Here is a 26214-nt window from a genome sequence, read left to right as displayed (position 1 = left end):
GCTATTTGGTGGCCGCCGCCGAAGCCGCCGTCGTATGCGACGCCCTGCCGCCACGCTCGCCGTGGCAGCCCTCCTCGTCGCCGCCGGCTGTAGCGGTGGTGGCGATACGACGACCACCCCGGAGTACGACACCGACGCCGAACCGATCTACGAGACGCCCCTGGACGCCGAGACGGTGACTGACGCCCACCTCGACGCCCTCCGAGACCACGGCACGTTCACAATCGACCAGAACACGACCTGGGAGGACAGCGGCGGCCGAGAGCTGCGAACGGGGCTCGTTCGCGCGAACCTCGACAGCGGCGCGGTCTACGGACACTGGAAGTTCAGGGACGACACCCGACAGACGTACCAGTTCGCGGACGGGACCGGCTACAACCGACTGGTGAACGACGGCGAACTGCACTACAGTCGAGGCGGCGCGCGGACGAACGCCACCGGGTACGCGAAGGGCGGCCTCCTCGTCGTCGAGGTGTTCACGTTCGACTACGCCGGCACGACTGTCGTCGACGGTGACCGCGTCCACGTCTACCAGGCGAGCGGCCCCGACGAGGTCGATACGAGCGCGTTCCCCTCCGTCCGTCAGCTGGACAGCGCCACCGTGGACCACGCCGAAGCGACGGTGCACGTCCGCGAGGACGGTGCCTTCCGCCGCGTGGCGTACACGGTAGCGTTCGAGAACAGTGACCAACTGGACGCCGTCTCGACGACCTGGCGCTTCGAGAAACTCGGTGACACCGACGTCTCGCCACCGGGATGGGTATCGGTCGCGCGCAATCGAACTGACCAATCTCCGGCCTCCCAGAGGGCGTCGAATTCGGGCCAGTGAGACGAGAGATCGTGACACTCGCCGTGGTCGCCCTCCTCGTCGTCGCCGGCTGTAGCAGCGGCGGCGGCGACACGACGACCACTCCGGCGTACGACACCGAAGCCGAACCGGTGTACGAGACGCCTCTCGACACCGAGACGGTGACCGACGCTCACGTCGACGCCCTCCGGGACCACGGGACGTTCACCGTCGACGTGAACGCGACCTGGAGGCACGGGAGTAGCGAGCGAGTGCGCAGGGAGATCCTGGTGCGCGGGAACCTCGACACCGGTGCGGTGTACGAACACCAGGCGGCCCGGGGGGACGTCCAGCAGACGTACCGATTCGGCAACGGGACTGCCTACGCCCGGTTCGTCTCCTCGGGCGAGGTGTCCTACGACAGCGTCACACGCGGCGTCGGGAACGCAACCACGTACGCGAGTGGGAACCTCTGGGGCGCTCTCGAGCTGTTCACGTTCGACTACGCGGGGACGAGAGCTGTCGACGGGGAGCGCGTCCACGTCTACCGCGCGGACAGCCTGGACCGCTCGGGGGAGTTCGACCCGTCGAATCTCGGCGGGGGAGAGAACGTCACCGTGAACCGTGCCGAGGCAACCCTGCAGTTCCGCGAGGACGGGACGCTCCGCCACGCCGACTACACGCTCCAGTTCGAGTCCGACGGCGAATCCCAACTCACCAGCGTCGACCTGCACGTCCAGAGACTCGGCGACACCGACGTTTCGCCGCCACGCTGGATTCCGGACGCGCGCAACGCCACTGAGTGACCCGCGACCTTCGGAGGGGTTTTCCGCGCGCTCGGCGAACGTGGTGGCGTGCGACGAACGATTGCCACGGTCGCCGTCGTAGCGCTCGTCGTCCTCGCCGGCTGTAGCGCCGGCGGTGGCGGCGGCGACGGCACCACGACACAGGCGGCGCCGAACGGGACGACAGCCAGCGACGCGGGCGACGCCATCTACGAGACGCCACTCGACGGCGCGACGGTGGCCGAGAACCACGAGTCGGTCGTCGCGGACGCGACCACGTTCACGCTCGTCTCCACCTCGAACCAGAGCCAGGGGAACCAGTCGGTCTCCTCGGAGAGCACGCTCCGGGCCGACTTCGACTCCGGCGCGTACAGCTCCGTCCAGCAGTCGCGGGGCCGCACCGTCGAGCAGTTCGTCTTCGGCAACGGCTCCGGCTACCAGCGCTTCGAGTTCTCGACGGGCGACGTCCGCTACACCGTCCCGCAGCAGACCGCCAACGCGTCGGTGATCGCGGGCGGACAGATCGCCTCCTTCGTCGACGCCTTCGAGTACGAGTACGTCGGCACGGAGACCGTCGACGGCACGGACACACATGTGTACGAGGCCAGCGGCGTCTCGGACCTGAACGAGTCCGCACCCGGCTTCAGCGGTCTCGACACGGAGAACGTCTCGAACCTCGGCGCCACCCTCTACATCACCGAGGACGGCCTCGTCAAGCAGTTCGGCTACGAACTGGGCCTGGAGACCGAGGGCCAGTCGGCGTCGATCGCCGTTACCCAGCAGTACACGGACCTCGGCGAGACGACGGTCGAACCGCCCGCGTGGATCGGTGAGGCGCGCGCGAACACGAGCGACGGCTCCGCGACCACCACCTCGGCCTCAGCCTGAGCCACGCCGCTTTCTCGGCTGTTGCAACCTCGCCCGGTGACGGAAGGGTTTACCGGAGTGCTCGTCGACGTAGGGGTATGACGACGTTCCTCGCCGGGGGGACGGGCACCCCGAAACTGCTCGCCGGCAGCCACGACGTCTTCGACCCGGCCGACGTCACGGTCGTCGGGAACACCGGCGACGACGTGGAACTCGGTGGCCTGCTCGTCTGCCCCGACGTCGACACCGTCCTCTTCGAGGGTGGCGACGTGCTGGACCGCGAGAGGTGGTGGGGCATCGAGGGCGACGAGTCGACGACCCACGACTACCTGACCGACCTCGCGAGCGCTGCGGGCATCGACCAGCGACCACGCTACCTCGCCGACGACGGGCAGACCGCGGGCCGGGATATCGCGCGCTGGCGGCGGTTCTCCGGCGCCTCGGAGTTCATGTTCATCGGCGACCGCGACCGCGCCGTCCACGTCCTCCGCACCAGCCTCCTCGACGAGGGCCACTCGCTCACCGAGGTGACCCGACGACTCGCGGACGCGTTTGACCTCGACGTGGACCTCGTACCGATGAGCGACGACCCCGTGGCGAGCATCGTCCACACGCCGGACGGCCCGCTACACTTCCAGGAGTTCTGGGTCGCCGAGGGTGGCGAACCAGCAGTCGAAGACGTGGAGTTCCGTGGCGCCGGCGACGCCGACGCCGCCGACCCCGCCCTCGAAGCTATCCGCGACGGTCCCGTGATAATCGGCCCGTCGAACCCGGTGACGAGTGTCGGGCCGATGCTCGCGCTCGACGGCGTCCGCGAGGCACTCGAAGCGACCACGGTGGTCGCCGTCTCGCCGTTCGTCGAGGACCGGGTGTTCTCCGGCCCCGCCGGGAAACTGATGGACGCGGTCGGCTACGACCCCTCGACGGCGGGCGTCGCAGACGCCTACCCGTTCGTGGATGCCTTCGTCCTCGACGACGCCGACGGCACCGACCTCGACCGTACGGTGGTCCGCACGGACACCGAGATGAACGACGAGGCGGACGCCAAGCGCGTGGCCCGCGCCTGCCGGGAAGCGCTAGAACGAGTGGGCGGCGCGGAGGTGCCGTGATGTTCGCGCCGCGCCTCGCGCTCGCCAGCCTCAGCGGCGAGTCCGACGCCGAGTGGGCGGCGGCCTGCGCGCACCCCGCGGGCGGCGCGTTCCTCGGCGGTATCGCCATCGACGAACCGACCCGGGAGGCGGCCCGCTCGATGGTCGACCGCGACCGCGAGGAGTTCCTGCCCGACGACCCGGTGGCGTTCGTCGACGACCAGCTCACCGAACTCGACGACACGTTCCTGCGGGCCGGGATGAACGTCCGTACGACCAGCGTCGAACCGCTCCGGGAGGTCGCGGCGGTCTGCGCGGCCCACGACGCGATGCTGGAGGTGAACGCCCACTGCCGGCAGGACGAGATGTGCGCCGCGGGCGCGGGCGAGACGCTGCTCCGCGAGACCGACCGCCTCTGTGAACAGGTCGGCGCGGCCAGCGACACGGGCGCCGACGTCTCCGTGAAGGTGCGCGCGGAGGTCGACGGCGTCCACCTGCCGACGCTCGCGAAGGCCGTCGAGCGCGCCGGCGCCGACGCCATCCACGTCGACGCGATGGACTCCAGGCGCGTCGTCCGCGACGTGGTCGACGCGACGGACCTGTTCGTCGTGGCGAACAACGGCGTCCGCACCCGCGAGGACGTCTTCGAGTACTTCTCGTACGGCGCCGACGCGGTGAGCGTCGGGCGGCCGAGCCGCGACCCCGAACAGGTGCGCTCCACGTACGCCGCCGTGAAGGAGTGGTTCCTGTGACGCCCGCCGAGCGCGCCGAACTCGCGTTGCTGCTGGAGGTCACGGGCGCGCCGAAGCCCGGGAACGTCGACCGCGAGCGCGACCTCCCGGACCTCCGCTTCGAGCAGTTCCTCGCGGGCGCGGTGGGCGCTCGTGCGGGCCTCGAAACCGCCGAGGACGGCCCCGTCGGCGAGGCGTTCGAGACGGCCGTCGCGGGGATGGCCGACGCCGCCGGCACGAACACCCAGTTCGGCTGTCTCCTCCTGCTCGTCCCGCTCGTGCGCACCGCCAGCACCGGCGAGTTGACCCGCGAGCGCGCCAGCGAGGTGGTCGACGCGACCACCGTCGACGACGCCGCGGCGTTCTACCGCGCGTTCGAACAGACGGACGTCGCCGTTCAGGACCCCCCGGAGGGCGCCGACGCGCTGGACGTGCGGCGGGGTGCGGACGCGATTCCCGACCTCCGCGAGCGCGGACTCACTCTCCTCGACGTCCTCGGACTGGGCGCCGACCACGACGCCAACGCCCGCGAGTGGGTCGAGGGGTTCCCGCGGGTGTTCCGCGCGGCGGCCCGCGTCGAGGCCGACGACGGCCCGCTCGCCGACCGCGGGGCGCGCGCGTTCCTCCAGTTGCTCGCGGAGGCTCCGGACACGCTCGTCGTCACGGAACACGGCGAGAGCGTCGCCGACGAACTACAGGAGCGCGCGCTCGAACTCCAGGGCGGCGACCCGGAGGCGGTGCGGGAGTTCGCGGACGAACTCGTCGAGCGCGGCGTCAATCCCGGGACGACGGCCGACCTCACCGCCGCTGCACTCTTCGTCGCCCTCGAACGCGGGGTGTCCGTGGATGGTTGAGTGGCCCGTCGACCTGTCGGGGGTCACCGAGACGGTGGTGACGACCCGCGGGCCGAACGGACTGTGGAACGTCGCCGCGCTGGGCCTCCACTCCCCTGCCGAGGGGGACCCCGCCACGGCCACGACGTGGGGGAACACCCGGACGCGCCGGAACTTCCACCGCGAGGGCGGCGGCTACGTCCAGTTCGTCGCCGACCCCGTGGACTTCGCGGAGGCCGCGCTGTCCATCCGGGAGGCGGCCGACCCCGTGCTCGACTCGGCGGACGCCTGGGCCCGCGTGGAGGTCACACACGTCGCGACGAACGACGACGCGGGGACGCGAACCGAGCAGTGGGAACTCCGCCCGGTCGAGAGCGAGGTCCGGCGCACCGCCCCCAGAACAATCGACCGCGGGTTCGCTGCCGTCGTCGAGATGACGGTGGCGGTGTCGCGCCTGGACGTCGACGCCTACGACGCGGAGACGCTGCGCGAGCGTCTGCGGTACTTCGAGGGCGTCGCGGAGACCTGCGGCGGCGAGCGCGAGCGGGTGGCCGTCGAGCGCGTGCGGGAACTCGCGGACGGCGACTGGTAGGCGCCGGGGAGTCACCGTCAAGGACCTGAGAGACGTAGCCGACGTATGGCGGGCAACACGCTCGACGAGCGCGACCGGGCGATCCTGGAGCGACTCCACCGCGGGGAGACGGACGTCGAGTCGCTCGCCGGGACGGTGAACACGAGCCCCGAGGACGTCCGCGAGCACCTCCCGAGACTCCTGGACAACGGGCTCGTTGAGCGCGTCGGCGACGACACGTACGCGCTCACCGAGGACGGCGAGCGCGTCGTGGCCGCGTCCCCCGCCGGCCTCCAGGACAACCGAATCGACACGCCCGAGGACGTCGAGGCGGCCATCGAGTCCTACGACCTCCGCCCGGACCGCGAGGAGGCCGTCCGGAACGCGTTCGCGTTCCTCCACTACTGGGGGGAAGCGACCGCGCCCGAGATCGTCGACGCCATCTTCCCCGAGGACCCCGCGGAGTACGACGACAGCGACGCCTGGTGGACAGAACTCGTCCGGGACCGCCTCGCCGCCCTGCCGTCGGTCGACCCTCCAGACTCCCCGAACGGCGCGTGGCGCTACGACGGGACGCCCACCGTCGACCAGCGCACTGACGACAGCCGCCTGCTGCTGGGTCCGAAGGGGAACCGCCGGAACAGCGTGAAGTTCGCGCTCGAACGCCTCCCGGTCGAAGACGACGAGCGGCAGGCGGTCCGCGCGGCGTTCGAACTACTCGCCGAGTCCGACGACGCGACGGCGACTGCGTTCCGGGAGCAGGTCTACCCGGACCGCGACGCCGGCTACGAGTCGGCCGACGACTGGTGGGCGTTCGTCAGGGAGCACCTCGCCGAACTGCCCGGAGTCGAGCGCGAGGGCGACGGCAACGAGGCGGTCTGGCGGTACTGGCGGACGACCCCCGACGAGTAGCCGGCCACTGCCGCGGGCCCGCGCCGCCGGATGTCGGGACGTTCAAATCCGCGCGCTCACAACGACTGGGCATGACCGACGACGACACCCGTGAGAACGTCCTGCCGGGGAGCGACGAGGACCTCGACACGCCGGACGTGCGCGGCTACGACTTCCGCGGCGACTTCGATTTCTTCGAGATGCTCGACGCCTACGCGACGACCGGCTTCCAGGCGACCCACCTCGCGGAGGGCGTCGACATCACCCGCCAGATGCACGAGGACGACGCCACCGTCTACCTCACGTTCACGTCGAACATCGTCTCCTCGGGGCTCCGGGAGGTCGTCGCGCACCTCGTCCGCGAGGGGTACGTAGACGTCATCATCACCACCTCCGGGTCGCTCACGGAGGACGTCATCAAGACCGCCAAGCCGTTCAAGATGGGCGAGTGGGACGTCGACGAGGCCGCGCTCCGCGAGGAGGGCATCAACCGACTCGGCAACATCTTCGTCCCCTCGGACCGCTACGTCTGGCTCGAGGAGTACCTCTACGACTTCTTCGAGGACTTCTTCGCCGAGGAGAAGGTCCGAACGCCGACGGACTTCGCGAAGGAACTCGGCGAGACCCTCGACGACGAGGACTCCTTCCTCAAGAACGCCGCCGACAACGACGTCCCCGTCTTCTGCCCCGCGCTCACGGACGCCGAGATCGGGAACTTCCTCTACTACTACCGCCAGGGCTACGACTCCGAGGTCGGCATCGAGATCGTCGACGACTACGATTCGCTCATCGAGGAGGGCCTGCTCGCGAACAAGACCGGCCTCATCGCCGTCGGCGCCGGCGTCCCGAAACACCACGCCATCATGACGAACCTCTTCCGCGGCGGCGCCGACTACGCCGTCTACATCTCCACGGGCATGGAGGGCGACGGCTCCCTGTCGGGTGCCCCGCCCGAGGAGGCGGTCTCGTGGGGGAAGATCAAGGACGACGACGCCGAACCCAACTACACCCAGATCGAGGCGGAGGCGACGCTAGTGCTGCCACTGCTGGTTGCTGGCGCGTTCGAACGGTAATTCGGAAGTAACTCTTCTGAGGACTACTTCCCGGATGTCGCTCCTTTCGAGCTGACAGAAATCACTTCCTCCGCTACAGACACCCACTAGCGCTCCCCACGAAACGAATCCTTTTAACGAACGGCGGGAGAAACGAGTCGTATGGCCATCAAGCCCGACTACGTCAAGAAGACCGGGAACATCCTCATGGAGCGCTACGAGGACGCGTTCTCGCGAGAGGACTTCGAGCACAACAAGAAAGCCGTCAGCGAGCTGACGAACATCGAGTCCAAGGAGGTCCGCAACCGTATCGCGGGCTACATCACGCACAAGCGTAACTGAATTTTTCCCGCACCCGAAGGGGTTTCACCTACCCGTCCCCCAGAGACGGGTATGACTACTGTAGGCGTACTCGGCGCGACCGGTGCCGTCGGGCAGCGGTTCGTCCAGTTGCTCGACGACCACCCGGACTTCGAACTCTCTGTACTCACTGCGAGCTCCGACAGCGCGGGGAAGCCGTACCGCGAGGCCGCCGGCTGGCGACTCGATACGCCCATCCCCGACTCGACGGCAGACATCACCGTCCGCGAGACGGACCCCGCGGCGATTCCCGACGACACCGACCTCCTCTTCTCGGCGCTCCCGTCGGGCGTCGGCGAGCGCGTCGAACCGGAACTCTGCGAGGCGGGCTTCGTCGTCTCCTCGAACTCCTCGAACGCGCGTACGGCCGACGACGTGCCCCTCGTCATCCCCGAGGTGAACGCCGACCACCTCGACCTCATCGAGGTGCAGCGCGACGAGCGCGGGTGGGACGGCGCGCTCGTGAAGAACCCGAACTGCTCGACCATCACGATGGTCCCTACCCTGAACGCACTCGACGAGTTCGGCCTCGACCGCGTCCACGTCTCGACGCTCCAGGCCGTCTCGGGCGCGGGCTACTCGGGCGTCACGTCGATGGAGATCCTGGACAACGTCGTCCCGCACATCGGCGGCGAGGAGGAGAAGATGGAGACCGAATCCAGGAAACTCCTCGGGGAGTTCACCGGCGCGGAAGTCGAGTGGCACGACGCCGTCGTCTCCGCGTCCTGCAACCGCGTCCCGACCCTCGACGGCCACCTCGAGAACGTGTTCGCGGAGACCGACGACGACCCGACGGTCGCGGACGTCGCCGCGGCGTTCGAGGACGCGCCCACCCTCGACCTGCCGAGCGCGCCCGACCCGCTGATCGAGGTGTTCGAGGACCCCAGCCGCCCCCAGCCGCGTCTCGACCGGATGCTCGGCGACGGGATGGCCGTCGCCGCGGGCGGCATCCAGGAGACGGAGACGGGCGTCCAGTACAACTGCCTCGCGCACAACACCGTCCGCGGCGCCGCGGGCGCCAGCCTCCTCAACGGCGAACTGCTCGCCCGCGAGGGCTGGCTGTAGGAACCGTTCGTCGGCGTAGCGGGCCGCTCGACCCGGCCTAATCGACTCTGTTCTCCAGGTCCTCGTCGGTCCCGAGTCGCGGGACGTTCGTCGCCACGATGTCCGCCAGTCGAGGCCAGTGCTCGGGCGTGTGGCCGGCGTTGTGCGGCGTCAGCAGGACGTTCTCGAAGTTCCACAGCGGGTGGGACTCGGGGAGCGGTTCCGGGTCGGTGACGTCGAGGGCGGCCCCGCGGATCGACTGCTTCTGGAGCGCGTGGACGAGCGCGTCCGTCTCCACCACGCCGCCGCGCGCAACGTTCACGAGCACGCTCTCCGGGGGTAGCGTGTGGAACGCCGCCTCGTCGACGAGGCCGCGGGTCGTGTCGGTCAGGGGGGTCGCCAGCACGAGGTAGTCAGTCCGGGCGAGCGCGTCGTGGAACGCCTCCTCGTCGAATCCGATCACCTCGTCGGTCGGGCCGCCCTTCTCCGGCGTGTACCGCACACCGATAGTGTCGACGTCGAACCCCCGCAGGCGCTCGACGACGGCGTGCCCGATGGCGCCCATCCCGACGACGGTCACCGTCGACCCCCCGAGTTCGCGGGCCTGGTAGTGGCGGTACTCGCGGTTCTGTTGGCGTCGCCACCCCTCGTGGAGGTCACGGGCGAACGTCAGGAGGTAGCCCAGCACCTGCTCGGCGATGCTCGGCGCGTGGATGCCCGCGGCGTTGGTGACGGCGACGCCGCGTTCGCGGAGCGCGTCCATCGGCAGGTGGCCGTAGCCCGCGTAGGCACACGCGAACAGTTCCAGTTCGTCGGCAACCGAGAGGAGTTCCTCGTCGATGCTACTGCCGGTGACGACGGGCGCGTCGGCGACGAGGTCTCGCTCTTCGCCGGGCGTCCGCGCGAGCGCTATCTCGCGGTCCGGCAGGCGCTCGCGGAGCGCCGCGGCGTACTCGTCCATCGGCAGGCCGTGCGTTCCCCGGCGGAGGACGGCGATGTCGACCATCGTCCCGGTGGTGGACGCGGCGAGCCGTAAGCGTTCCGCGACGCGACCCCCTACTCGCCGGTTTACGAAGGGTTTTTGACGCGAGTCAAGTACGGTGGAACGATGAGCGAGTCCGGCACGCTGTCGTGTGCGGCGAAGCTCGCGCACGTCGTCCTGGACAACTGTGGGCCGCTCTCCCCCGCGGAGGTGGCCGAGGAGGCCCGCCTCTCGGAGGACACCGCCAGCGAGGCGCTCGCCGAACTCTCCGAGGAGGGGCTGGCGGAGTGCGTCTGTGGGCTCTGCGAGAGCAGACAGCAGGTGTACGCCCTCGCCGACGACGGGGCGTAACCCTCTTTCTACGCGGGCGCCTACGGTCGAGTGCGCGCCGTTTGTCCCCGACCGAGTTCGTCCACGCGGACGCGATGACGCTCGGAGAACCCCGGCGTGCGACACGGAACTTCGGTTCCCGGTTGGCGCCCGCAGCGTCCGTCCGATTCACGTCACGAATCACCCGCCTCGACGGCTTTCGCCGTCTCGGCACTCGGTGGCGCGTAGCGCCACCCGGCTCGGCGGCTGACGCCGCCTCGCCACTGGTGCTCCCGACGGAGCACCCGCCCGCCACGAGGGTTTCCCGGCCAACGGGGCACGCCGCCCACGGATGAGGTCGGTCGTTAGTGTTGCGGGCGCACATTTCCGATTGCAACAGCCGTGGCGATAGCGCCTCGGCTGGTTTCGCGGGCGTCGGTCGAGCGTACCGCGGACGCCGACGAGTCAGAACGTGTCTCTCCCGCGCGTCCGTTCGCCGTGGAGCGCCACGACGGTACTCTGAATCAGTCTCTGCCAGTCTCCCGGGGTGGCGACACACTAGCGACTACCGCGATCGAGTTCTCTTCGGGCGACCTCTCGCCCACCGCCGGCTGTACACCCGTGGGATGGGTTCGGCCTTCGAATACAGCACCCTCGACGGAACCGTCGAGAGTCGGGTCGAGACGCTGTCCGGCAGCGGTCCCGACGAGAGCAACGAAACCGCAGTCGGATTTCCAGGAGCCCGCTGCTCATTGTCACTACTGAAGCGCTGTTTATTCGCCTCGTAACGCTCTTCGAGCTCCTCGTGTCCCTCTACAACCTTCTCCTGGACGGCCCTCGCTTTCGCCGTGGTCTCCTGCTCCAGCAGCGTTTCTGGCGCTTCGGAACGGAGCGACGAGACGAACGCAGCGATGTCGGCACTGGCTTTCGAGTTGCTACCGACTCCGGCCAGGCCGCCTTCGCCGGCGACGTCCTCGAGTTCGACGTCTAGTTGCCGTTTGGCTTTCGCGAATTCGAGGAGGTCGATCGAGTTCAACAGCTCTCGCCTGTCGATGACCGTCTCCAGGTCACTGAGGTCGAACGCCAGATCGGGGTTGCGTTCCTCGATCGCGTCTGCGAGGTGGTCCACGTCGACCCTCTCGAGGAGCTTTCCGGTGTCGACGCTCTCCGATACTCCGTCGAGGCCGACCGTCTCGAGGAGCGCGTCACTCACCACGAGCACCTCGAACAGCTCTTTCTCCATTCCAGTCAACCGAGTACCGGACTCACCGTCGCTGAACGCCAGAATCACGCGGTCGATTCCCGAGTCGATTCTCTCCGGGAGGTCGAGTCGCTCGAGGGTGGTCGGTGAGTCGCTCATGAGGGGGCCTCCAGTGAAGAGGTCAGTACCCTAGTGGGAGGTCAGTGACGCGTAAAACGATGTTGGCGATCGGCTCGGACCCCGTATTCACGAACGATACCCGGGAGTTCGTCCTCGTGTAGTGCCGCGGGCGACAGTCTCACCACGGAGCCGCTGCCGTCCTCACCGCCGCCCTCGAAGCATTCGGTAGGCGCCGTAGAGCCCCGCCAGGACGATGCCGCCACGGAGAAGCGGCCCGGAGGAGCGTCCCTGGGAGAGTCGGGTGTAGATGCTCGACTGCGCGACGTGGCCCTCGTGGTCGCCGCGTTCCTCGAGTTCACCCACGGGTTCGTCGATGCCGCTCCGGTCGGGCTGGGCGGGTTGCTGGCCCGTCCGCTGCTGGTCGAAGAACGTCGCCTCCATGATGCGGTCCGTGAGCCCCGCGGCGTAGTTGCCCAGCGCCGCCATCCCCTTCGCGCCGCCGCCGACGAAGACGTCCCGCTGGGGCTGCTCGGCGGCCTCCAGGATGGCGCGCGCGGCCGTCTCCGGGGCGTAGACAGGCGGCGGGAGCGTCGCCTCCTCGTCCATGTAGTTCTTCGCGTGTTCGGGGTACGGCGTGTCGATGGCCGCCGGTTTGACGAGCGTCACCGACACGGGCGCACCCTCCTCCTCCAGTTCCATCCGCAGCGCGTCCGTGAACCCCTTGACGGCGTGCTTCGACGCGGAGTAACTCCCCTGCAGCGGGATGGCGCGGTCGGAGACGACGCTGCCGATGTTGACGATGGCGCCGCCGCGCTCCGCGAGGTGGTCGGCGGCCTCGAGGCTGCCGTACAGCAGCCCCCAGACGTTCGTCTCGAACTGTGCGCGCATGTCCTCGATGGGTGTCTCGTCGAGTCTGCCGTAGAGGAACGCGCCGGCGACGTTGACCCACGTGTCGAAGCCGCCGTACGTCTCCTCGGCCGTGCGAGCGATTCGGGCCACGTCGTCTCGGTCCCGCACGTCCGCCACGACGTACGTCGCGTCGCCGCCCGCGGCCGTTATCTCCTCGGCCAGCTCCGCGAGCGCGTCCTCGCTCCGGGCGGCCAACACCACCTTCGCTCCGCGCTCGGCGGCCATTCGCGCGGTCGCCAGCCCGATACCGGAGGTCGCGCCCGTGACGACGACCACCTGCTGGTCGACGGGTTTCAGGTCCACGTTCATCGCCGGCATCCCCCACTTCGTGCGCGTCCGGCGTTCGGTCTCTGCCGCTGTGCGACTGGACTGGTGGCGGGTAGCTGTGTCATCTGGTATCACTCGGTTCGAGCCGGCCTAGTCGAACGGTTGGCACAGCCTTGGGAATACTGCCTGCAGTTGCAGCCCCGGAATCTAAGCGTCGGTTCGCCGTCAGTACTCGTGGTGACTGTTCTCAATGTCAGTAGCTGCCGTCGACAGCCAGCGCGCGCCTGCACCGGTCGCTGGAGCGCGCGGGTGGCCCACTACACCCGCCGGTGACGACGCATCGACCCGCCCGAACCCGCGTTTCTCCAGCAGGAACCGCCGCCGATGAGCACTGCCGAACCGGACGAGCGGTCGGGCGAGGAACCGGCCGAGAGGGAGTGGACGGGTCTGCAGTCGAGAGAGATCAACGTCGGTCGCTGGGAACGAGTCGTCTCCGCCGGTGTCGGTGCCGTGCTGCTCGTTCGCGGTCTCAGGCGGCAGTCGATTCGTGGGGTTCTCATGACGGTCGTCGGCGGAGCACTACTCTCCCGTGGCGTCTCGGGACAGAGCATCCTCTACCGGGTGGTCGGCGTGATCAGGAGCGAGAGCGACAACCGCGAGCCCGGTGCGACCGCCGACGCGACCGAGTTCGAGCAGTCCATCACCGTCGCTGGGGAGGCCGAGGACCTCGCCGACTACTGGCGCGACCCCGACAGGCTGGACCAGGTCGTCGGCCACTTCGCGACGGTCAGACCGGTCGACGAGGAGCGCCGGCACTGGCAGGTGGAGGGGCCGCTGGGTCGAACGGTCTCCTGGCAGTCCCGCATCGTCGAGGAGCGCCCCGGCGAACTGCTCCGCTGGGAGTCCACGGCGGGCGCGTCGCTGCCCAACGAGTGGTCGGTGCGCTTCGAACCCGCGCCCGCCGACCGGGGAACGGAGGTGACCCTCCGCGTGCGCTTCGACCCGCCGGGCGGCAGGCTCGGGGGGATGGCTCTGGAGCGGTTCGGGCTCGTCCCCCGGACGATGGTCGGCAAGGCACTTCACCGGTTCAAGAGCCTCGCGGAGACGGGGGAGGTGCCGACGCTCGAAGGGAACCCGTCGGGTCGCGGCCGGGGTGACCTGCTGTGAGGGCGCTCTGCTGGGAGGGGACCAACGACCTCCGCGTGGAGGACGTCCCCGACCCCGAGATCGTCAACCCCCGGGACGTCGTCCTGGCGGTGTCGAAGACCACGGCCTGCGGTTCGGACCTCCACTTCATCGACGGCTACCTCCCGACGATGCGAGAGGGCGACGTCATCGGTCACGAGTTCATGGGCGAGGTGGCCGAGGTCGGTCGCAAGGTCGACGACGTCGAGGTGGGCGACCGCGTCGTCGTCCCATCGTTCGTCGGCTGCGGGAGCTGTACGTTCTGCCAGACCGACCAGTGGTCGCTCTGTGACAACACGAACCCGAACCCGGAACTCCAAGAGCCGGTGCTCGGCTACTCGACGGCGGGTATCTACGGGTACACGCACGCGTTCGGCGGCTACGCGGGCTCTCACGCGGAGTACGTCCGGGTACCGCACGCCGACGAGAACTGCTTCCACGTCCCCGACGAACTCGAGGACGAGCAGGCGCTGTTCGCCTCCGACGCGTGGGCGACGGGCTACATGGGCGCGGACTTCTGCGACGTCGAACCCGGGGACACCGTGGCCGTCTGGGGCTGTGGCGGCGTCGGGCTGATGGCCCAGCAGAGCGCCGCGCTAATGGGTGCCGACCAGGTTATCGGCATCGACCGGTTCCCCGAACGCCTCCGAATGGCGCGCAACGAGGCGGGCTCGGAGACCATCGACTACACCGCCGTCGACAGCGTCGTCGACACTCTCAAGTCGATGACCGGCGGGCGCGGCCCCGACGCCTGCATCGACGCCGTCGGGATGGAGGCCCACGGGACGGGAACGATGCACGCCGTCGACAGCGCGAAGCAGAAACTCCGGCTGCACACCGACCGCGGGGAGGCGCTGCGGCAGGCCATCGTCGCCTGTCGGAAGGGCGGCACGCTCTCCATCCTGGGCGTCTACGGCGTGATGGACACGTTCCCCCTCGGCGTCGTGATGAACAAGGGCCTCACCGTCCGCACCGCACAGCAGCACGGCCAGCGCTACGTCCCGGAGCTACTCGACCACGTCTCCGAGGGCCGGATGGACCCGTCGTACCTGGCCACCCACGAGTTCTCCCTGGAGGACTCCCCGGAGGGGTACGAACTGTTCAAGGAGAAGGCCGACGGCTGCGTCCGCCCCGTGTTCACGCCCTGACGCGGACGGCCAACCCGCGGAACGTGGGTCCGCGACCTCCGGTCGGAGCGGTCCCGGTAGCCACGAAGGCCTTACGCGCCGACCCGTTACTCCCCGACGGATGGACCCGTACTCCGATCCGCACGCGGCGTACCGAGGGGGCCTCGACCGCCGGGAACGCCCTGCAGACCCCGGTCGGCATTTTCATTTACATTGCCAACTATCGAGGAGACAGTGACAGAGCAGACCCGAGGCGAGGAGCCGGCGAACGTCCTGCTCGTCGAGGACAACCCGGGGGACGTCCGGCTCGCGCGGGAAGCCTTCGAGACGGGGAGCGACGCCGACACCCTCCACGTCGTCAACGACGGCGACGAGGCCCTGGACTTCCTCTTCCGCCGTGGCGACTACGAGGACGCACCGCGGGTCGACGTCGTGTTGCTGGACCTCAACCTCCCGCGGAAGAACGGCGACGAGGTGCTCGCGGAGGTCCGCGCCGACCCCGAACTCGCGCGCATCCCAGTCGTCGTGTTCACGAGTTCCGAGTCGGAGACGGACGTGGTCCGCTCGTACGACCTGCAGGCGAACGCGTACCTGACGAAGCCGGTCGACCCCGGGGCGTTCATCGAGGCGGTGCAGGCCTTCAAACGGTTCTGGCTCTCCGCCGTTCGACTCCCGGACCGCGACTGAGACAGCCCAGTTCCGGCCGCCGCGGCGTCCGCCAATAGGTTCTACGCTTTTCTGGCTGCCGACGCTACTAGGTGGTGATGGGTGTCTACGAAATCGGGCTGCTGGTCGTCGGCATCGCGCTCCTCGGCACGGCCATACTGCCCCGTCTGCTCGAACACAGGCCGCTGTCGTTCCCCATCGTCTACATGACGACCGGCTTCCTGCTGTTCGCGTTCCTCCCCGGAACGCCGACGCTCGAGCCAGTCGAGAACGCCCACCTGACCGAGCGGCTCACCGAACTCGTCGTCATCATCTCGCTGATGGGCGCCGGCCTCAAACTCGACCGCCCGTTCTCGCTGCGGTCGTGGTCCTCGACGTGGCGGCTGCTCGTCGTCGCGTTGCCCCTCACGGCCGCCCTGGTGGCGGTGCTCGCGTGGGGCGTCCTCGGCCTCCTCCCGGCGACGGCCATCCTGCTGGGCGCCGTCGTCTCGCCGACCGACCCGGTGCTCGCCTCCGGCATCGAGGCGGGTGCGCCCCTGACCGAGATCGAGGAGGAGCAGGACCCGAGCCACAGGTGGGGGTCGGTCCGGTTCGCGCTCACCTCCGAGGCCGGCCTCAACGACGGGCTCGCGTTCCCGCTGACGAACCTCGCTATCGCCGTCGCGGGAGCGTCGCTGCTCGCCCCGGAGGAGTGGCTGGCCGACTGGCTGCTCGTCGACGTCGGCTACAAGATCGTCGTCGGCACGCTCATCGGCTACGCCATCGGACACCTCATGGCCCGCCTCCTGTTCCGCATCCCGGCGACGAAGAGCGTCGCGGAACTGATGGGGCGCGGCGAGGAGGTGATGGCGGGCGTCGAGGCGCTGGCGACGACGCTCATCGCGTACGGCGTCACCGAGCAACTCCACGGCTACGGCTTCATCGCCGTCTTCGTCGCCGCGCTGGCGCTCCGGCACGCCGAGTGGGAACACGACTACTACGTGGAGCTCCACGACTTCGCCGTCCTCGCCGAGCGGTTGCTGATGGCGACCGTCCTGGTGTTGTTCGGCGGTGCGATCGCCGGCGGCCTGCTCGCGCCCCTGACCGTGGGGGGAGCGCTGGTCGGGCTGGCGCTCCTGCTCGTCATCCGTCCGGTGGTCGGCATCCTCAGCTTAGTGGGCACCAGCGCCTCGTGGCCGGAGCGCATCGTCGTCGGCGCGTTCGGCATCCGGGGGATCGGGTCGTTCTACTACCTCTCGCACGCGCTCGCCGAGTCGTCGTTCCAGGAGATCGAACTCGTCGTCGCCGCCAACCAGCTGTGGGCGATCGTCGGCTTCGTCGTCCTCTCGTCGATCGTCGTCCACGGCATCAGTTCGAGCGCGGTGATGGACGCACTCGACAGGTGGAAAGAACAGGGTGGCGGGACCCCGACGGACGCCGACGCCGAGACGTCCTGACGGCCAGTGGACACTCCACGCGGGCCCGGGAGTCCTACCCGGGGAAGGGCTTACAGGCGCTGCCGGAGTACGACCGGCTAGATGGATGCCTCCGCCACGGAACTCGACAGGCGGGCTCGCCAGCAGGCGGTCGTCGCCGAACTCGGACAGCAGGCCCTGGAGACCGACGACGTAGCGCAGTTGCTACACGACGCCGCGGCGGTCGTCGCCGAGATTCTGGACATCGACTACTCGGCCGTCCTCGAACTGCTCCCCGAGGGCGAGGAGGCGTTGCTTCGTGCGGGCGCCGGCTGGCGCGACGACCTGGTCGGGAGCGCAGCGGTAGCCGCGGACCCGGACTCGGCGACTGGCTACGCCCTCCACGGCGACGGCACGGCCGTCGTCGCGGACCTGTCCGCCGACGAACGGTTCTCCGGGTCGGGGCTGCTCGACGACCACGACGTCGTGAGCGGTGTCAGCGTCGTCGTCGGCCCGCCCGACGACCCGTGGGGCGTCCTCGGTGCGTACGCGACCGATCACCGGGAGTTCTCGGAGCACGACGTGAACTTCCTCCAGGGCGTCGCCAACGTACTGGGGGCGGCTATCGAGAACGAACGCACCGAGCGCGAGCGTGTCGAGCGGGACGTCGAGGAGATCTACGGCCGCATCTCGGACGCCTTCTACGCGCTCGACGAGGAGTGGCGGTTCACGTACCTGAACGACCGCGCTCACGAGCTGATCAACCCCGAGGGCCGTACGCTGGTCGGGGAACGGATCTGGGAGGCGTTCCCCGAGGCTGCCAGCCGGCAGTTCGCGGAGCAGTACGAACGCGCGATGAGCGACCAGGAAACCGTCTCCTTCGAGGCGTACTACCCCGAGCCACTGGACGCGTGGTTCGAGGTCCGGGCCTACCCCTCGGAGACCGGGCTGTCGGTGTACTTCCGGGACGTCACCGAGCGCCGCGAGTACGAGCGACAGCTCGCGGAGAGCGAGCAGCGCTACCGGACGCTCGCCGAACACTTCCCGAACGGCATCGTCACGCTGTTCGACCGGGAGCTCCGGTACACGCTCGCGGCGGGACAGGTCTTCGACGACCTCCCCGTCGCTCGTGGCGAACTGGAGGGGAGTGGTCCGTGGGACGTCTGGGGTAGTGACGTCGCCGAAGACCTCGTCCCGCTGATGGAGTCCGCTCTCGACGGCGAGGAGGGGGCGGTCGAACTGTCGTACGCCGACCGGGAGTGGCTGGTCCACGTGGTGCCGGTGGCCGACGACCACGGCGAGGTGTTCGCGGGGATGACGATGGCCCAGGACACGACCGAGCAGGCGGAGCGCGAGCGGCGCCTCCAGCGCTACGAGACCATCGTCGAGACGGTGAACGACGGCGTCTACGTCGTCGACGAGAACGGCGACTTCTCGATGGTGAACCAGGCGTACGCGTCGATGCTCGGCTACTCCCCGGCGGAACTCGTCGGTACTGCCGCCTCCTCGGTCGTCGTCGACGACGAGGTGGTCGAACGAGTCGAGGAGCAGCGACAGGGGTTACTGGAGGGGACGATCGAACCGTCCACTATCGAGGCCGAGTTGCGGACCGCCAGTGGCGACACCGTTCTGACCGAGGCGACGTTCGCGCCACTCGAGGCGGACGGGGAGTCCGGCTGGTACCGTGTCGGCGTGGTGCGGGACATCACGGAGCGGAGAGCGCGCGAGCGGAGGCTCGCGGAGAGCGAGCGCCGCTACCGCGCACTCGTCGAGAACTTCCCGAACGGGGCAGTGGGGCTGTTCGACGCGGACCTGCGGTACACTGCCGTGGGTGGAGAACTGATGGACGACCTCGACGTCGACCCCGAGGACCGACTCGGCGCCACCATCCGCGAACTCCACCCGGACGAGTTAGCCGACAGGCTCGAACCGCGGTTCAGGGCCGCCCTCGACGGCGAAACGCGCTCGTTCGAACTCGAACTCCACGGGCGCCACCTCCTCGTCAACACCCACCCGATCGAGTCCGGCGACTCGTTCACCGGGATGGTCGTCGTCCAGGACGTCACGGAGCGCCGGGAGGTCCAGCGCGAACTCCAGGAGAGCGAGGCGAAACTCCGCATGCTCGCGGAGAACGTCGACGAGGTCGTCTGGATGGCGACCGCGGACGTCGAGGAGTTCGTCTACGTCAACCCGGCGTTCGAGGACCTCTGGGGGATGGACCGGGAACGGCTGTACGAGGACCCGATGGCCTTCCTCGAGGCGGTCCACCGGGCGGACCGCGACCGCGTCCGCGAGAGGTTCGAGGCGCTCCCGTCCGAGCCCTTCGACGGCGAGTACCGCATCGTCCGGCCCGACGGCGAACTCCGGTGGGTCCACGCACAGGGTGCCCGGGTGGGCGACGAGGACGGCGAGATGACGCGCATCGTCGGCACCGCCCAGGACGTCACCGAGCGGAAGGAACACGAGCAGGAACTCGAGCGACGCGCCCGCCAGCAGCAGGTCGTCGCGGACCTCGGGCAGTTCGCGCTCGAGACCGACGACCTCGACGAACTCATGGACGAGGCGGCCCGGCAGGTCGCGGACGTCCTCGACACCGACTACTGTAAGGTGCTGGACCTCCAGGCTGGTGCCGACGAACTCCTGCTCCGGCAGGGTGCCGGCTGGCGCGAGGGTGTCGTCGGCTCCACGACGGTGTCGGCCGTCGAGCGGGACTCGCAAGCGTCCTACACGCTGTTGTCCGACGAGCCGGTGGTCGTCGAGGACCTCGAGACGGAACACCGATTCTCCGGCCCGGACCTCCTCACGAGCCACGACGTGCGCAGCGGCATCAGTACCATCGTCGGCTCGGTCGACGACCCGTGGGGCATCCTCGGCACCCACGACACGGAGCCACGGGTGTTCACCGAGGAGGACGTGAACTTCGTCCAGACCGTCGCCAACGTGCTCGCGGAGGCTGTCAAGCGCGAGCGGTACCAGAGCGACCTCGAGAGTCTGGTCGAGAACCTCGAGGAGTCCAACGAGCGCCTCGAGCAGTTCGCGTACGCGGCGTCACACGACCTCCAGGAGCCGCTGCGGATGGTGTCGAGTTACCTGCAACTCGTCGAGACCCGGTACGGCGACGATCTGGACGACGATGGCCGGGAGTTCATCGACTTCGCCGTCGACGGCGCCGACCGGATGCGGACGATGATCGAAGGCCTCCTCGAGTACTCGCGCGTGGACTCCCGCGGGAACCCGCTCGAACCGGTCGCCCTGGACAGTGTGTTCGCGGACGTGCTGGACGACCTGCAGGTGCGCATCGAGGAGGCGGACGCCGAGATCGTCCACGAACCGTTGCCGGTCGTCGACGGCGACGCGGGGCAGTTGCGGCAGTTGTTCCAGAATCTGCTGGACAACGCCATCGAGTACAGTGGTGAGGCGCCGCCGAGCGTGGAGGTGACCGCCGAGCGGGAGACCGACGCGTGGCGGATTTCGGTCCACGACGAGGGGATCGGTATCGCCCCGGCGGACGCCCAGCGAGTGTTCGACGTGTTCCAGCGCCTGCACTCCCAGGCCGAGCACGCGGGCACGGGAATCGGTCTGGCGCTCGCAGAGCGCATCGTCGAGCGTCACGGTGGGGAGATCTGGGTCGAGTCCACTCCCGGCGAGGGGACGACGTTCTCGTTCACGCTCCCGTCCGAGGGGTCCCACAGCAGGTGAGCCAGCAGTTCCCCACCGGGGGAGACGCAGTCCACCCGGAGGAACCAGTCGGACTACCGACGTCTCAGCGCCGCTCTCGCCGGTATTTAAATCCCTTAGCTGTTAGACCGACAGCTCAATAGCGTTCGGCGTAGTCCAATACACAATGACTGCAGACGAACGCGTCAGCGCCGACCACGCTGCACTCGCCGCCCTCGACGTGGACACTGACGCACTCATGGACGTGCTGTCCCACGCTCGCCGCCGGTTCGTCGTCGCCTGTCTCGCGGAGTACGAGACGCCGCTCACCCTCCCGGACGTCGCGGACGAGCTCGCGGTCTGGGAGTACGACGCCCGCATCACCGAAGTCCCCGCAGACGCTGTCGCCGCGATCCACGCCGACCTCTACCACACCCACGTACCGAAGATGGCCGACGCCGGCGTCGTCGACTACAATCCGGAGCGAGAGCTCGTGGCGCTCGCGGAGCCGAGCCGGGAGCTGGCGACCTACGTCGAACTCCCCTCCGTCCGGTAGCGCCGCTGGCCGCGTGTAGAAACCGTTTTTCGGCGGCCCCGCGTAGCCCGCCCCATGGACTACGAAGCCGTCGCGGAGCTCGGACCGGAGCGACGCCGCGCGCTGTTCGAGCGCGACGCGGGCGTCGACGCGGTCCGCTCGGACGTGCGAGACATCGTCGGCCGGGTACGGGAGGAGGGCGACGTGGCGCTCCGGCAGTTCGCCAGCGAGTTCGACGACGTGGAGGTCGGCAACCTCGACGTGACCGACGCCGCCGAGCGCGCCTACGACGAGGTGGACGAGGCGACCCGCGAGGCCATCGAGGACGCCGCGGCGAACGTCCGCGAGTTCCACGAGGCCCAATTGCCCGAGGACTGGCGACGGGAGTTCAGTGAAGGGAGAGAACTCGGGCGGCGCTTCCGGCCGCTCGAACGCGTCGGCGTCTACGTGCCGGGCGGCACCGCGGCGTACCCGTCGTCGGTGCTGATGGGCGTGATCCCGGCCCGCGTCGCGGGCGTCGAGCAGGTCGCCGTGGCGACCCCGCCCGCCGAGGAGCTGAACCCAGTGACGCTGGCCGCCATCCACGCCGCGGGCGCCGACCGCGTCTACGCCGCCGGGGGCGCCCAGGCGGTCGCCGCGCTCGCGTACGGCACGGAGACGGTGAACCGCGTCCAGAAGGTCGTCGGCCCGGGCAACAAGTGGGTGACGGCGGCGAAGGCCGAGGTGCGCGGCGACGTGGAGATCGACTTCCTCGCCGGCCCCTCGGAACTGCTCGTCGTCGCCGACGACACCGCGGACCCCGGGTTCGTGGCGGCGGACCTGCTCGCACAGGCCGAACACGACCCGAACGCGAGCGTCGTCGCGGTGACCGACGACGAGGACACCGCGGCGGCCATCTGCGAGGCGGTCGACGCTCGAATCGACGACCGGGCGCGCGCTGACACCATCCGGGCGGCCCTCGAGAGCGACGCGAGCGGGGTCTTCGTCGCGCGCTCGATGAGCGAGGCGGTGCTGTTCGCCGAGGAGTACGCCGCCGAACACCTCTCCATCCAGACCGCGGACGACGAGGCCATCCTCGACCGCATCGACAGCGCGGGGTCGGTGTTCCTCGGACCGTATGCGCCCGTCGCCGCGGGCGACTACGCGACCGGGACGAACCACGTGCTGCCGACGAACGGGCTGGCGAAGGTCACGGGCGGCCTCAGCGTCGACACGTTCGTCCGCTCGACGACCGTCCAGCGCCTCGACCGGGACGCGCTCGCCGACCTCCGGGAGACGGTGACGACGCTCGCGGACGCCGAGGGACTGGAGGGCCACGCTGCCAGCGTCGACGCGCGGTTCACCGAGGAGTAGGGGCGTCATCCTTTTCCCCGCAGCATGCGAACGTGTTCCCATGAGCACCACCGCCGGACAGGGCGAGGAAGACGTCGTCGTCACGGCCACCGAGCCAGCCGCCGAACAGGCCCGGGAGCTGATGGACGGCGAGGGGATGGACGCGGGCGAGGCGGGCCTGCGACTCTACGTCCAGCAGGGCGGCTGTGCGGGGCTCTCCTACGGGATGCGCTTCGAGAACGAGCCCGAACCAGAGGACGAGATCTTCGAGAGCAACGGTATCCGGCTGTTCGTCGACCAGTCGAGCCTGAACTACGTCGGCGGCAGCCAGCTCGCCTACGAGGGCGGCCTGCAGGGAGCGGGGTTCCACGTCCAGAACCCGAACGTCGAGAGCGAGTGTGGCTGCGGCGAGTCGTTCCGCACCTAGTCCTGGAGTTCGAAAGCGACCTTCATCTCGACCTGATACTGTCTGTCCTCCGCGTTGGCTATCTCGACGCCCTGGTCGATCACCTCCGCCCACTTCACGTTCTGGAGGGTGTCCTCCGCGCGGTCAATGGCGTCGTCCGCGGCGTCGTCGAAGCTCTCCTCACTGGTCCCGATGAGTTCGATCTTCTTGTAGACCATCAGTACGTTATACCGTCGCACGCCGGATAAAGCTAGTCGCCGGCCCGCTCGCGGTCACGGGCGGTCGCGCGCCCCGGCGGCGGCCTCAGGCGAGTCCGCCGACGTACGCCACGGCGTACGCGGTGCCGGCGAGCGTGACCGCCGTCAGCCCCGTCACGAGCGCGTTGAACGGCGTCGGGCGCGGAATCGACCGCCCCCGCGGGACGGGGACGGCGGCGACGAGACCGACCGCGACGACGCTGAAGACGAAGTGGTAGGAGACGTCGAGCGTCGGCGGGGGCACCACGAGCACCGCGAGGGCGTAGGCAGCGCCGACCGCCGCGCGACCGTTCACGTGGTCGGTGAGCCGGTGGTCCGCGAGCGCGAGCGCCGCGACCACGCCGACCCAGATGGCGACGAGTTCGACGCCGAACGCCCCGAGCAGGTGGAGCGTCGGGTCCGCGGACAGCGTGAGCCGCCCGTCGAAGACGACGACGTCGAGGGGGTACAGCAGGCGTGGCGGCTCTCCGGTGAGGAGGTCGCCGAACGGGTGGCTGGCGAGGCCGGCGAGCGCGACGCCGAAGAGCGCGGGTCCACGGACGCCCCAGTGGTGGCCGCCGACGGCGACCAGCCAGCCCGCGACGGCGAACAGCGCGACGACGAAGACGCCGAGCACGCCGGCAGTGGTGCCGACCACCGCGACCAGACCGAGCAGCGCGACCGCAGCGAGACGGCGGTGGGTGGGAGCGAGCGCGAACGCTGCGGCGGCCGGGACGGCGACCACCAGCGAGTGCGTGACCGCGCGGTGGACGACCGTGGAGGCGCCCCAGAACGAACTGGCGGCGGCTGTCGGACTGGTCGGGTCCGCACCGACGAGGCCGACGACGGCGTACGCCATGTCCACGTCGGGGACGGCGGCGAAGAGGCCGGCGAACACGCCGAGCGCCAGCGCACGCTCTCGGGACCTCCCGAACTGGAGGGCGAGGAGGGCGACGGCGCCGAACGCGAACGTTGCGTGTCCGACGAACATAGTCGCGCTACGCCGCGGTCGCTGATAAGCACGCGGGTCGGGTCGCTCCGCCGGGAACGCGGCTCAGTCCGGCTTCTTCGTCCACTTCTTCTCAACCTCCGCGTTGGCACGCACCACGATGTCCTCGCCGACCGCGAAGCGCGTCTTCCGCAACTCGATGGTCTCGACGGTCCCGGTGACGTCACCAGTGACGACGGTGTCGCCGGGGTTGAAGTCGGGGTCGCGGAGGAGGTAGATGCCGGCGACGGCGTCGGCGAGCATCCCCGAGAGCGCGTAGGAGACGCCGAGCGCGAGGAACCCGGAGGCGGTGCCGAGTGCGGCCGCGATCTCCGGGAGGCCGACCGCCGAGAGGAACGCGAGCAGCGCGCCGAACCACAGCAGGATGGACGCGAGCGTGGCGCCGAGCTGGACGTAGATTGGCTGGTTGCGGTAGATGCGAGCCAGGAACCACCGCAATACGGCGACGACGGCTCTGATGAGGACGGCCGCGAGCGCGAGGAAGACGACGCCGGTGAGTAGCTCGGGGAGGGCGTCGACGACGTTGCCGACGAACCCGTCGATGGCCCTGTTCACCAGCTCGGACAGCGACGACGGCGTGTCGGTCTGCATACCGGCCGTTCACACGGGGGTCACGTAACTCCGCCGACGCCCCCGCATCCCGAAGTTTCTTGCTCGCTCCCGACGCGTGTGTTTCACATGACAGACGCGCCAGACATCGGCGAGCTGAATCCGCCGCAGCGAACGCTGATGGGTCCGGGGCCGAGTCCGGTCCACCCGCGCGTGCTGAAGGCGATGAGCACGCCGCTCGTGGGCCACCTCGACCCGTCGTTCGTCGACATCATGGACGAGACCCAGGAACTGCTCCGGTACGCATTCCAGACCGACAACGAGTGGACGATCCCCGTCTCGGGGACGGGGTCGGCCGCGATGGAGGCGGCCATCGGCAACCTCGTCGAACCGGGGGACACGGTCCTCGCGCCGACGAACGGCTACTTCGGCGACCGGATGGCGGCGATGGCGCGTCGCGCGGGCGGCGACGTGGTCCGCGTCGGTGCGCCGTGGGGCGAACCGCTGGACCCGGACGACGTGGCCGACGCCTGCGAGGAGTTCGACCCGGACGTCTTCGGGTTCGTCCACGCGGAGACGTCGACGGGCGTGAAGCAACCGGACGTGCCCGCCATCACCGAGGCCGCCCACGACCACGACGCGCTGGTCATCGCTGACACCGTGACGAGCATCGGCGGCGTCGAATTGCACGTCGACGACTGGAACGTCGACGTGGCGTACGCCGGCCCCCAGAAGTGCCTCTCCTGTCCGCCGGGCGCCAGCCCGCTGACGCTGAACGACGTCGCGATGGACAAGGTCCTTGACCGCGAGGAACCCGCCCGGTCGTGGTACCTCGACCTCTCGCTGCTGGAGGGCTACTGGGGCGACGAGCGAGCCTACCACCACACGGCACCCGTCTCGAACGTGTACGCGCTCCGGGAAGCGCTCCGCCTCGTCGCCGAGGAGGGCATCGAGGCGCGCTGGGAGCGCCACCTGGAGATGGCGGGCGCGCTGAAGGCAGGCGTGGAGGCGATGGGTCTCGGTCTCAACCCCGAGGACGACTACTGGCTGCCGAGTCTGAACGCCGTCCGCGTCCCCGACGGCGTCGACGACGGCGCCGTCATCGACTACGTGCTCGACGCCTACGACCTGGAGATAGCGGCCGGCCTCGGCGACCTCTCGGGCGACGTGTTCCGCATCGGCTGCATGGGCCACGGTGCGCGCCCGGAGAACGTGACCCTCGTCGTCGCGGCGCTCGCCGACGCCTTCGACGCGCTCGGCGCGGACGTCGACGCGGACGCGGGGCTCGCGGCGACGCGCGAGTCGCTCCGCTAGGCAACTC

27 protein-coding genes are annotated in these 26214 nt (G+C 69.4%); 21 read left to right on the top strand and 6 right to left on the bottom strand.

Annotated features, from left to right (window positions below; genetic code table 11):
- Window positions 1–34 precede the first annotated feature (34 nt).
- The 11 genes from LT965_RS02585 (at window position 35) to asd (ending at window position 9030) form a co-directional block, all read left to right on the top strand.
- A complete protein-coding gene (locus LT965_RS02585) occupies window positions 35–829 on the top strand; it encodes a DUF7537 family lipoprotein (protein WP_232702455.1) in 795 nt (264 codons plus the stop codon).
- A complete protein-coding gene (locus LT965_RS02580; RefSeq protein ID WP_232702454.1) occupies window positions 826–1593 on the top strand; it encodes a DUF7537 family lipoprotein in 768 nt (255 codons plus the stop codon). The genes LT965_RS02585 and LT965_RS02580 overlap by 4 nt, the downstream gene beginning before the upstream one ends.
- Before the next feature lie 48 nt (window positions 1594–1641).
- Complete coding sequence (locus tag LT965_RS02575; protein ID WP_232702453.1) at window positions 1642–2460, top strand: DUF7537 family lipoprotein; 819 nt, start codon at window positions 1642–1644, stop codon at window positions 2458–2460.
- A 77-nt stretch (window positions 2461–2537) separates the two neighbouring features.
- Window positions 2538–3548: a 2-phospho-L-lactate transferase gene (gene cofD / locus LT965_RS02570; protein WP_232702452.1), complete on the top strand. Its 1011-nt coding sequence runs from the start codon at window positions 2538–2540 to the stop codon at window positions 3546–3548.
- Window positions 3548–4279: a tRNA-dihydrouridine synthase gene (locus tag LT965_RS02565; protein ID WP_232702451.1), complete on the top strand. Its 732-nt coding sequence runs from the start codon at window positions 3548–3550 to the stop codon at window positions 4277–4279. The genes cofD and LT965_RS02565 overlap by 1 nt, the downstream gene beginning before the upstream one ends.
- Window positions 4276–5112, top strand: coding sequence for a triphosphoribosyl-dephospho-CoA synthase (locus LT965_RS02560; RefSeq protein WP_232702450.1), 837 nt, complete (start codon window positions 4276–4278; stop codon window positions 5110–5112). Before LT965_RS02565 ends, LT965_RS02560 begins: the two co-directional genes overlap by 4 nt.
- Window positions 5105–5683 (top strand): DUF447 domain-containing protein, encoded by a 579-nt coding sequence (locus tag LT965_RS02555; RefSeq protein WP_232702449.1) that lies wholly within the window; start codon window positions 5105–5107, stop codon window positions 5681–5683. Before LT965_RS02560 ends, LT965_RS02555 begins: the two co-directional genes overlap by 8 nt.
- Window positions 5684–5728: 45 nt before the next feature.
- Window positions 5729–6574: a winged helix-turn-helix domain-containing protein gene (locus tag LT965_RS02550; RefSeq protein WP_232702448.1), complete on the top strand. Its 846-nt coding sequence runs from the start codon at window positions 5729–5731 to the stop codon at window positions 6572–6574.
- 71 nt (window positions 6575–6645) lie between these two features.
- On the top strand, window positions 6646–7626 hold the full coding sequence (locus LT965_RS02545) for a deoxyhypusine synthase (protein ID WP_232702447.1): 981 nt from the start codon (window positions 6646–6648) through the stop codon (window positions 7624–7626).
- Between the two features lie 141 nt (window positions 7627–7767).
- Complete coding sequence (locus tag LT965_RS02540) at window positions 7768–7947, top strand: 30S ribosomal protein S17e (RefSeq protein WP_232702446.1); 180 nt, start codon at window positions 7768–7770, stop codon at window positions 7945–7947.
- Between the two features lie 51 nt (window positions 7948–7998).
- Window positions 7999–9030 (top strand): aspartate-semialdehyde dehydrogenase, encoded by a 1032-nt coding sequence (asd, locus tag LT965_RS02535; protein WP_232702445.1) that lies wholly within the window; start codon window positions 7999–8001, stop codon window positions 9028–9030.
- Window positions 9031–9067: 37 nt separating this feature from the next.
- Here asd and LT965_RS02530 read toward each other — a convergent pair whose 3' ends face one another.
- Complete coding sequence (locus tag LT965_RS02530; RefSeq protein ID WP_232702444.1) at window positions 9068–10015, bottom strand: D-2-hydroxyacid dehydrogenase; 948 nt, start codon at window positions 10013–10015, stop codon at window positions 9068–9070.
- A 102-nt stretch (window positions 10016–10117) separates the two neighbouring features.
- Here LT965_RS02530 and LT965_RS02525 point away from each other — a divergent pair, with 102 nt between their 5' ends.
- The gene (locus LT965_RS02525; RefSeq protein WP_232702443.1) at window positions 10118–10342 is read left to right on the top strand and encodes a helix-turn-helix domain-containing protein; all 225 of its coding nucleotides are present in this window, start codon (window positions 10118–10120) and stop codon (window positions 10340–10342) included.
- Window positions 10343–10865: 523 nt separating this feature from the next.
- On the opposite strand, the gene LT965_RS02520 is transcribed toward LT965_RS02525, so the two are convergent.
- Window positions 10866–11591: a hypothetical protein gene (locus tag LT965_RS02520; protein WP_232702442.1), complete on the bottom strand. Its 726-nt coding sequence runs from the start codon at window positions 11589–11591 to the stop codon at window positions 10866–10868.
- A gap of 231 nt (window positions 11592–11822) precedes the next feature.
- Window positions 11823–12839, bottom strand: coding sequence for an SDR family oxidoreductase (locus LT965_RS02515; RefSeq protein WP_232702441.1), 1017 nt, complete (start codon window positions 12837–12839; stop codon window positions 11823–11825).
- Between the two features lie 342 nt (window positions 12840–13181).
- Between LT965_RS02515 and LT965_RS02510 the strand changes: the two genes are divergently transcribed.
- The 8 genes from LT965_RS02510 to LT965_RS02475 all read left to right on the top strand — a co-directional run bounded on the left by LT965_RS02510 (window position 13182) and on the right by LT965_RS02475 (window position 23120).
- Entirely contained in the window at window positions 13182–13964 is a 783-nt protein-coding gene (locus tag LT965_RS02510; RefSeq protein WP_232702440.1) for an SRPBCC family protein, read from the top strand.
- Window positions 13961–15130, top strand: a complete 1170-nt coding sequence (locus tag LT965_RS02505; RefSeq protein WP_232702439.1) for a zinc-dependent alcohol dehydrogenase — start codon at window positions 13961–13963, stop codon at window positions 15128–15130. The genes LT965_RS02510 and LT965_RS02505 overlap by 4 nt, the downstream gene beginning before the upstream one ends.
- Window positions 15131–15343: 213 nt before the next feature.
- Window positions 15344–15796 (top strand): response regulator, encoded by a 453-nt coding sequence (locus tag LT965_RS02500; protein ID WP_232702438.1) that lies wholly within the window; start codon window positions 15344–15346, stop codon window positions 15794–15796.
- Window positions 15797–15873: 77 nt separating this feature from the next.
- Complete coding sequence (locus tag LT965_RS02495; RefSeq protein WP_232702437.1) at window positions 15874–17211, top strand: cation:proton antiporter; 1338 nt, start codon at window positions 15874–15876, stop codon at window positions 17209–17211.
- A gap of 81 nt (window positions 17212–17292) precedes the next feature.
- On the top strand, window positions 17293–20868 hold the full coding sequence (locus tag LT965_RS02490; RefSeq protein WP_232702436.1) for a PAS domain S-box protein: 3576 nt from the start codon (window positions 17293–17295) through the stop codon (window positions 20866–20868).
- 145 nt (window positions 20869–21013) lie between these two features.
- Complete coding sequence (locus LT965_RS02485) at window positions 21014–21382, top strand: DUF7344 domain-containing protein (protein WP_232702435.1); 369 nt, start codon at window positions 21014–21016, stop codon at window positions 21380–21382.
- 54 nt (window positions 21383–21436) lie between these two features.
- Window positions 21437–22714 (top strand): histidinol dehydrogenase, encoded by a 1278-nt coding sequence (gene hisD / locus LT965_RS02480; RefSeq protein ID WP_232702434.1) that lies wholly within the window; start codon window positions 21437–21439, stop codon window positions 22712–22714.
- 40 nt (window positions 22715–22754) lie between these two features.
- A complete protein-coding gene (locus LT965_RS02475; RefSeq protein WP_232702433.1) occupies window positions 22755–23120 on the top strand; it encodes a HesB/IscA family protein in 366 nt (121 codons plus the stop codon).
- On the opposite strand, the gene LT965_RS02470 is transcribed toward LT965_RS02475, so the two are convergent.
- The 3 genes from LT965_RS02470 to LT965_RS02460 all read right to left on the bottom strand — a co-directional run bounded on the left by LT965_RS02470 (window position 23117) and on the right by LT965_RS02460 (window position 24935).
- Complete coding sequence (locus LT965_RS02470) at window positions 23117–23317, bottom strand: dodecin (protein ID WP_232702432.1); 201 nt, start codon at window positions 23315–23317, stop codon at window positions 23117–23119. The genes LT965_RS02475 and LT965_RS02470 overlap by 4 nt on opposite strands.
- An 85-nt stretch (window positions 23318–23402) precedes the next feature.
- Window positions 23403–24326 (bottom strand): metal-dependent hydrolase, encoded by a 924-nt coding sequence (locus LT965_RS02465; RefSeq protein WP_232702431.1) that lies wholly within the window; start codon window positions 24324–24326, stop codon window positions 23403–23405.
- 63 nt (window positions 24327–24389) lie between these two features.
- Window positions 24390–24935 carry a mechanosensitive ion channel domain-containing protein gene (locus LT965_RS02460; RefSeq protein ID WP_232702430.1) on the bottom strand — a complete coding sequence of 182 codons (546 nt, stop codon included), beginning with the start codon at window positions 24933–24935 and terminating at the stop codon, window positions 24390–24392.
- Between the two features lie 87 nt (window positions 24936–25022).
- On the opposite strand from LT965_RS02460, the gene LT965_RS02455 reads away from it, so the two are divergent.
- Window positions 25023–26207, top strand: coding sequence for a pyridoxal-phosphate-dependent aminotransferase family protein (locus tag LT965_RS02455; protein ID WP_232702429.1), 1185 nt, complete (start codon window positions 25023–25025; stop codon window positions 26205–26207).
- The last annotated feature ends 7 nt before the right edge of the window (window positions 26208–26214 follow it).

It is taken from the genome of Halobacterium wangiae (assembly GCF_021249345.1).
Classification (GTDB): domain Archaea; phylum Halobacteriota; class Halobacteria; order Halobacteriales; family Halobacteriaceae; genus Halobacterium; species Halobacterium wangiae.
Note: the sequence above shows the minus strand (reverse complement) of the source record. Positions and strands in the feature narration are given on the sequence as shown.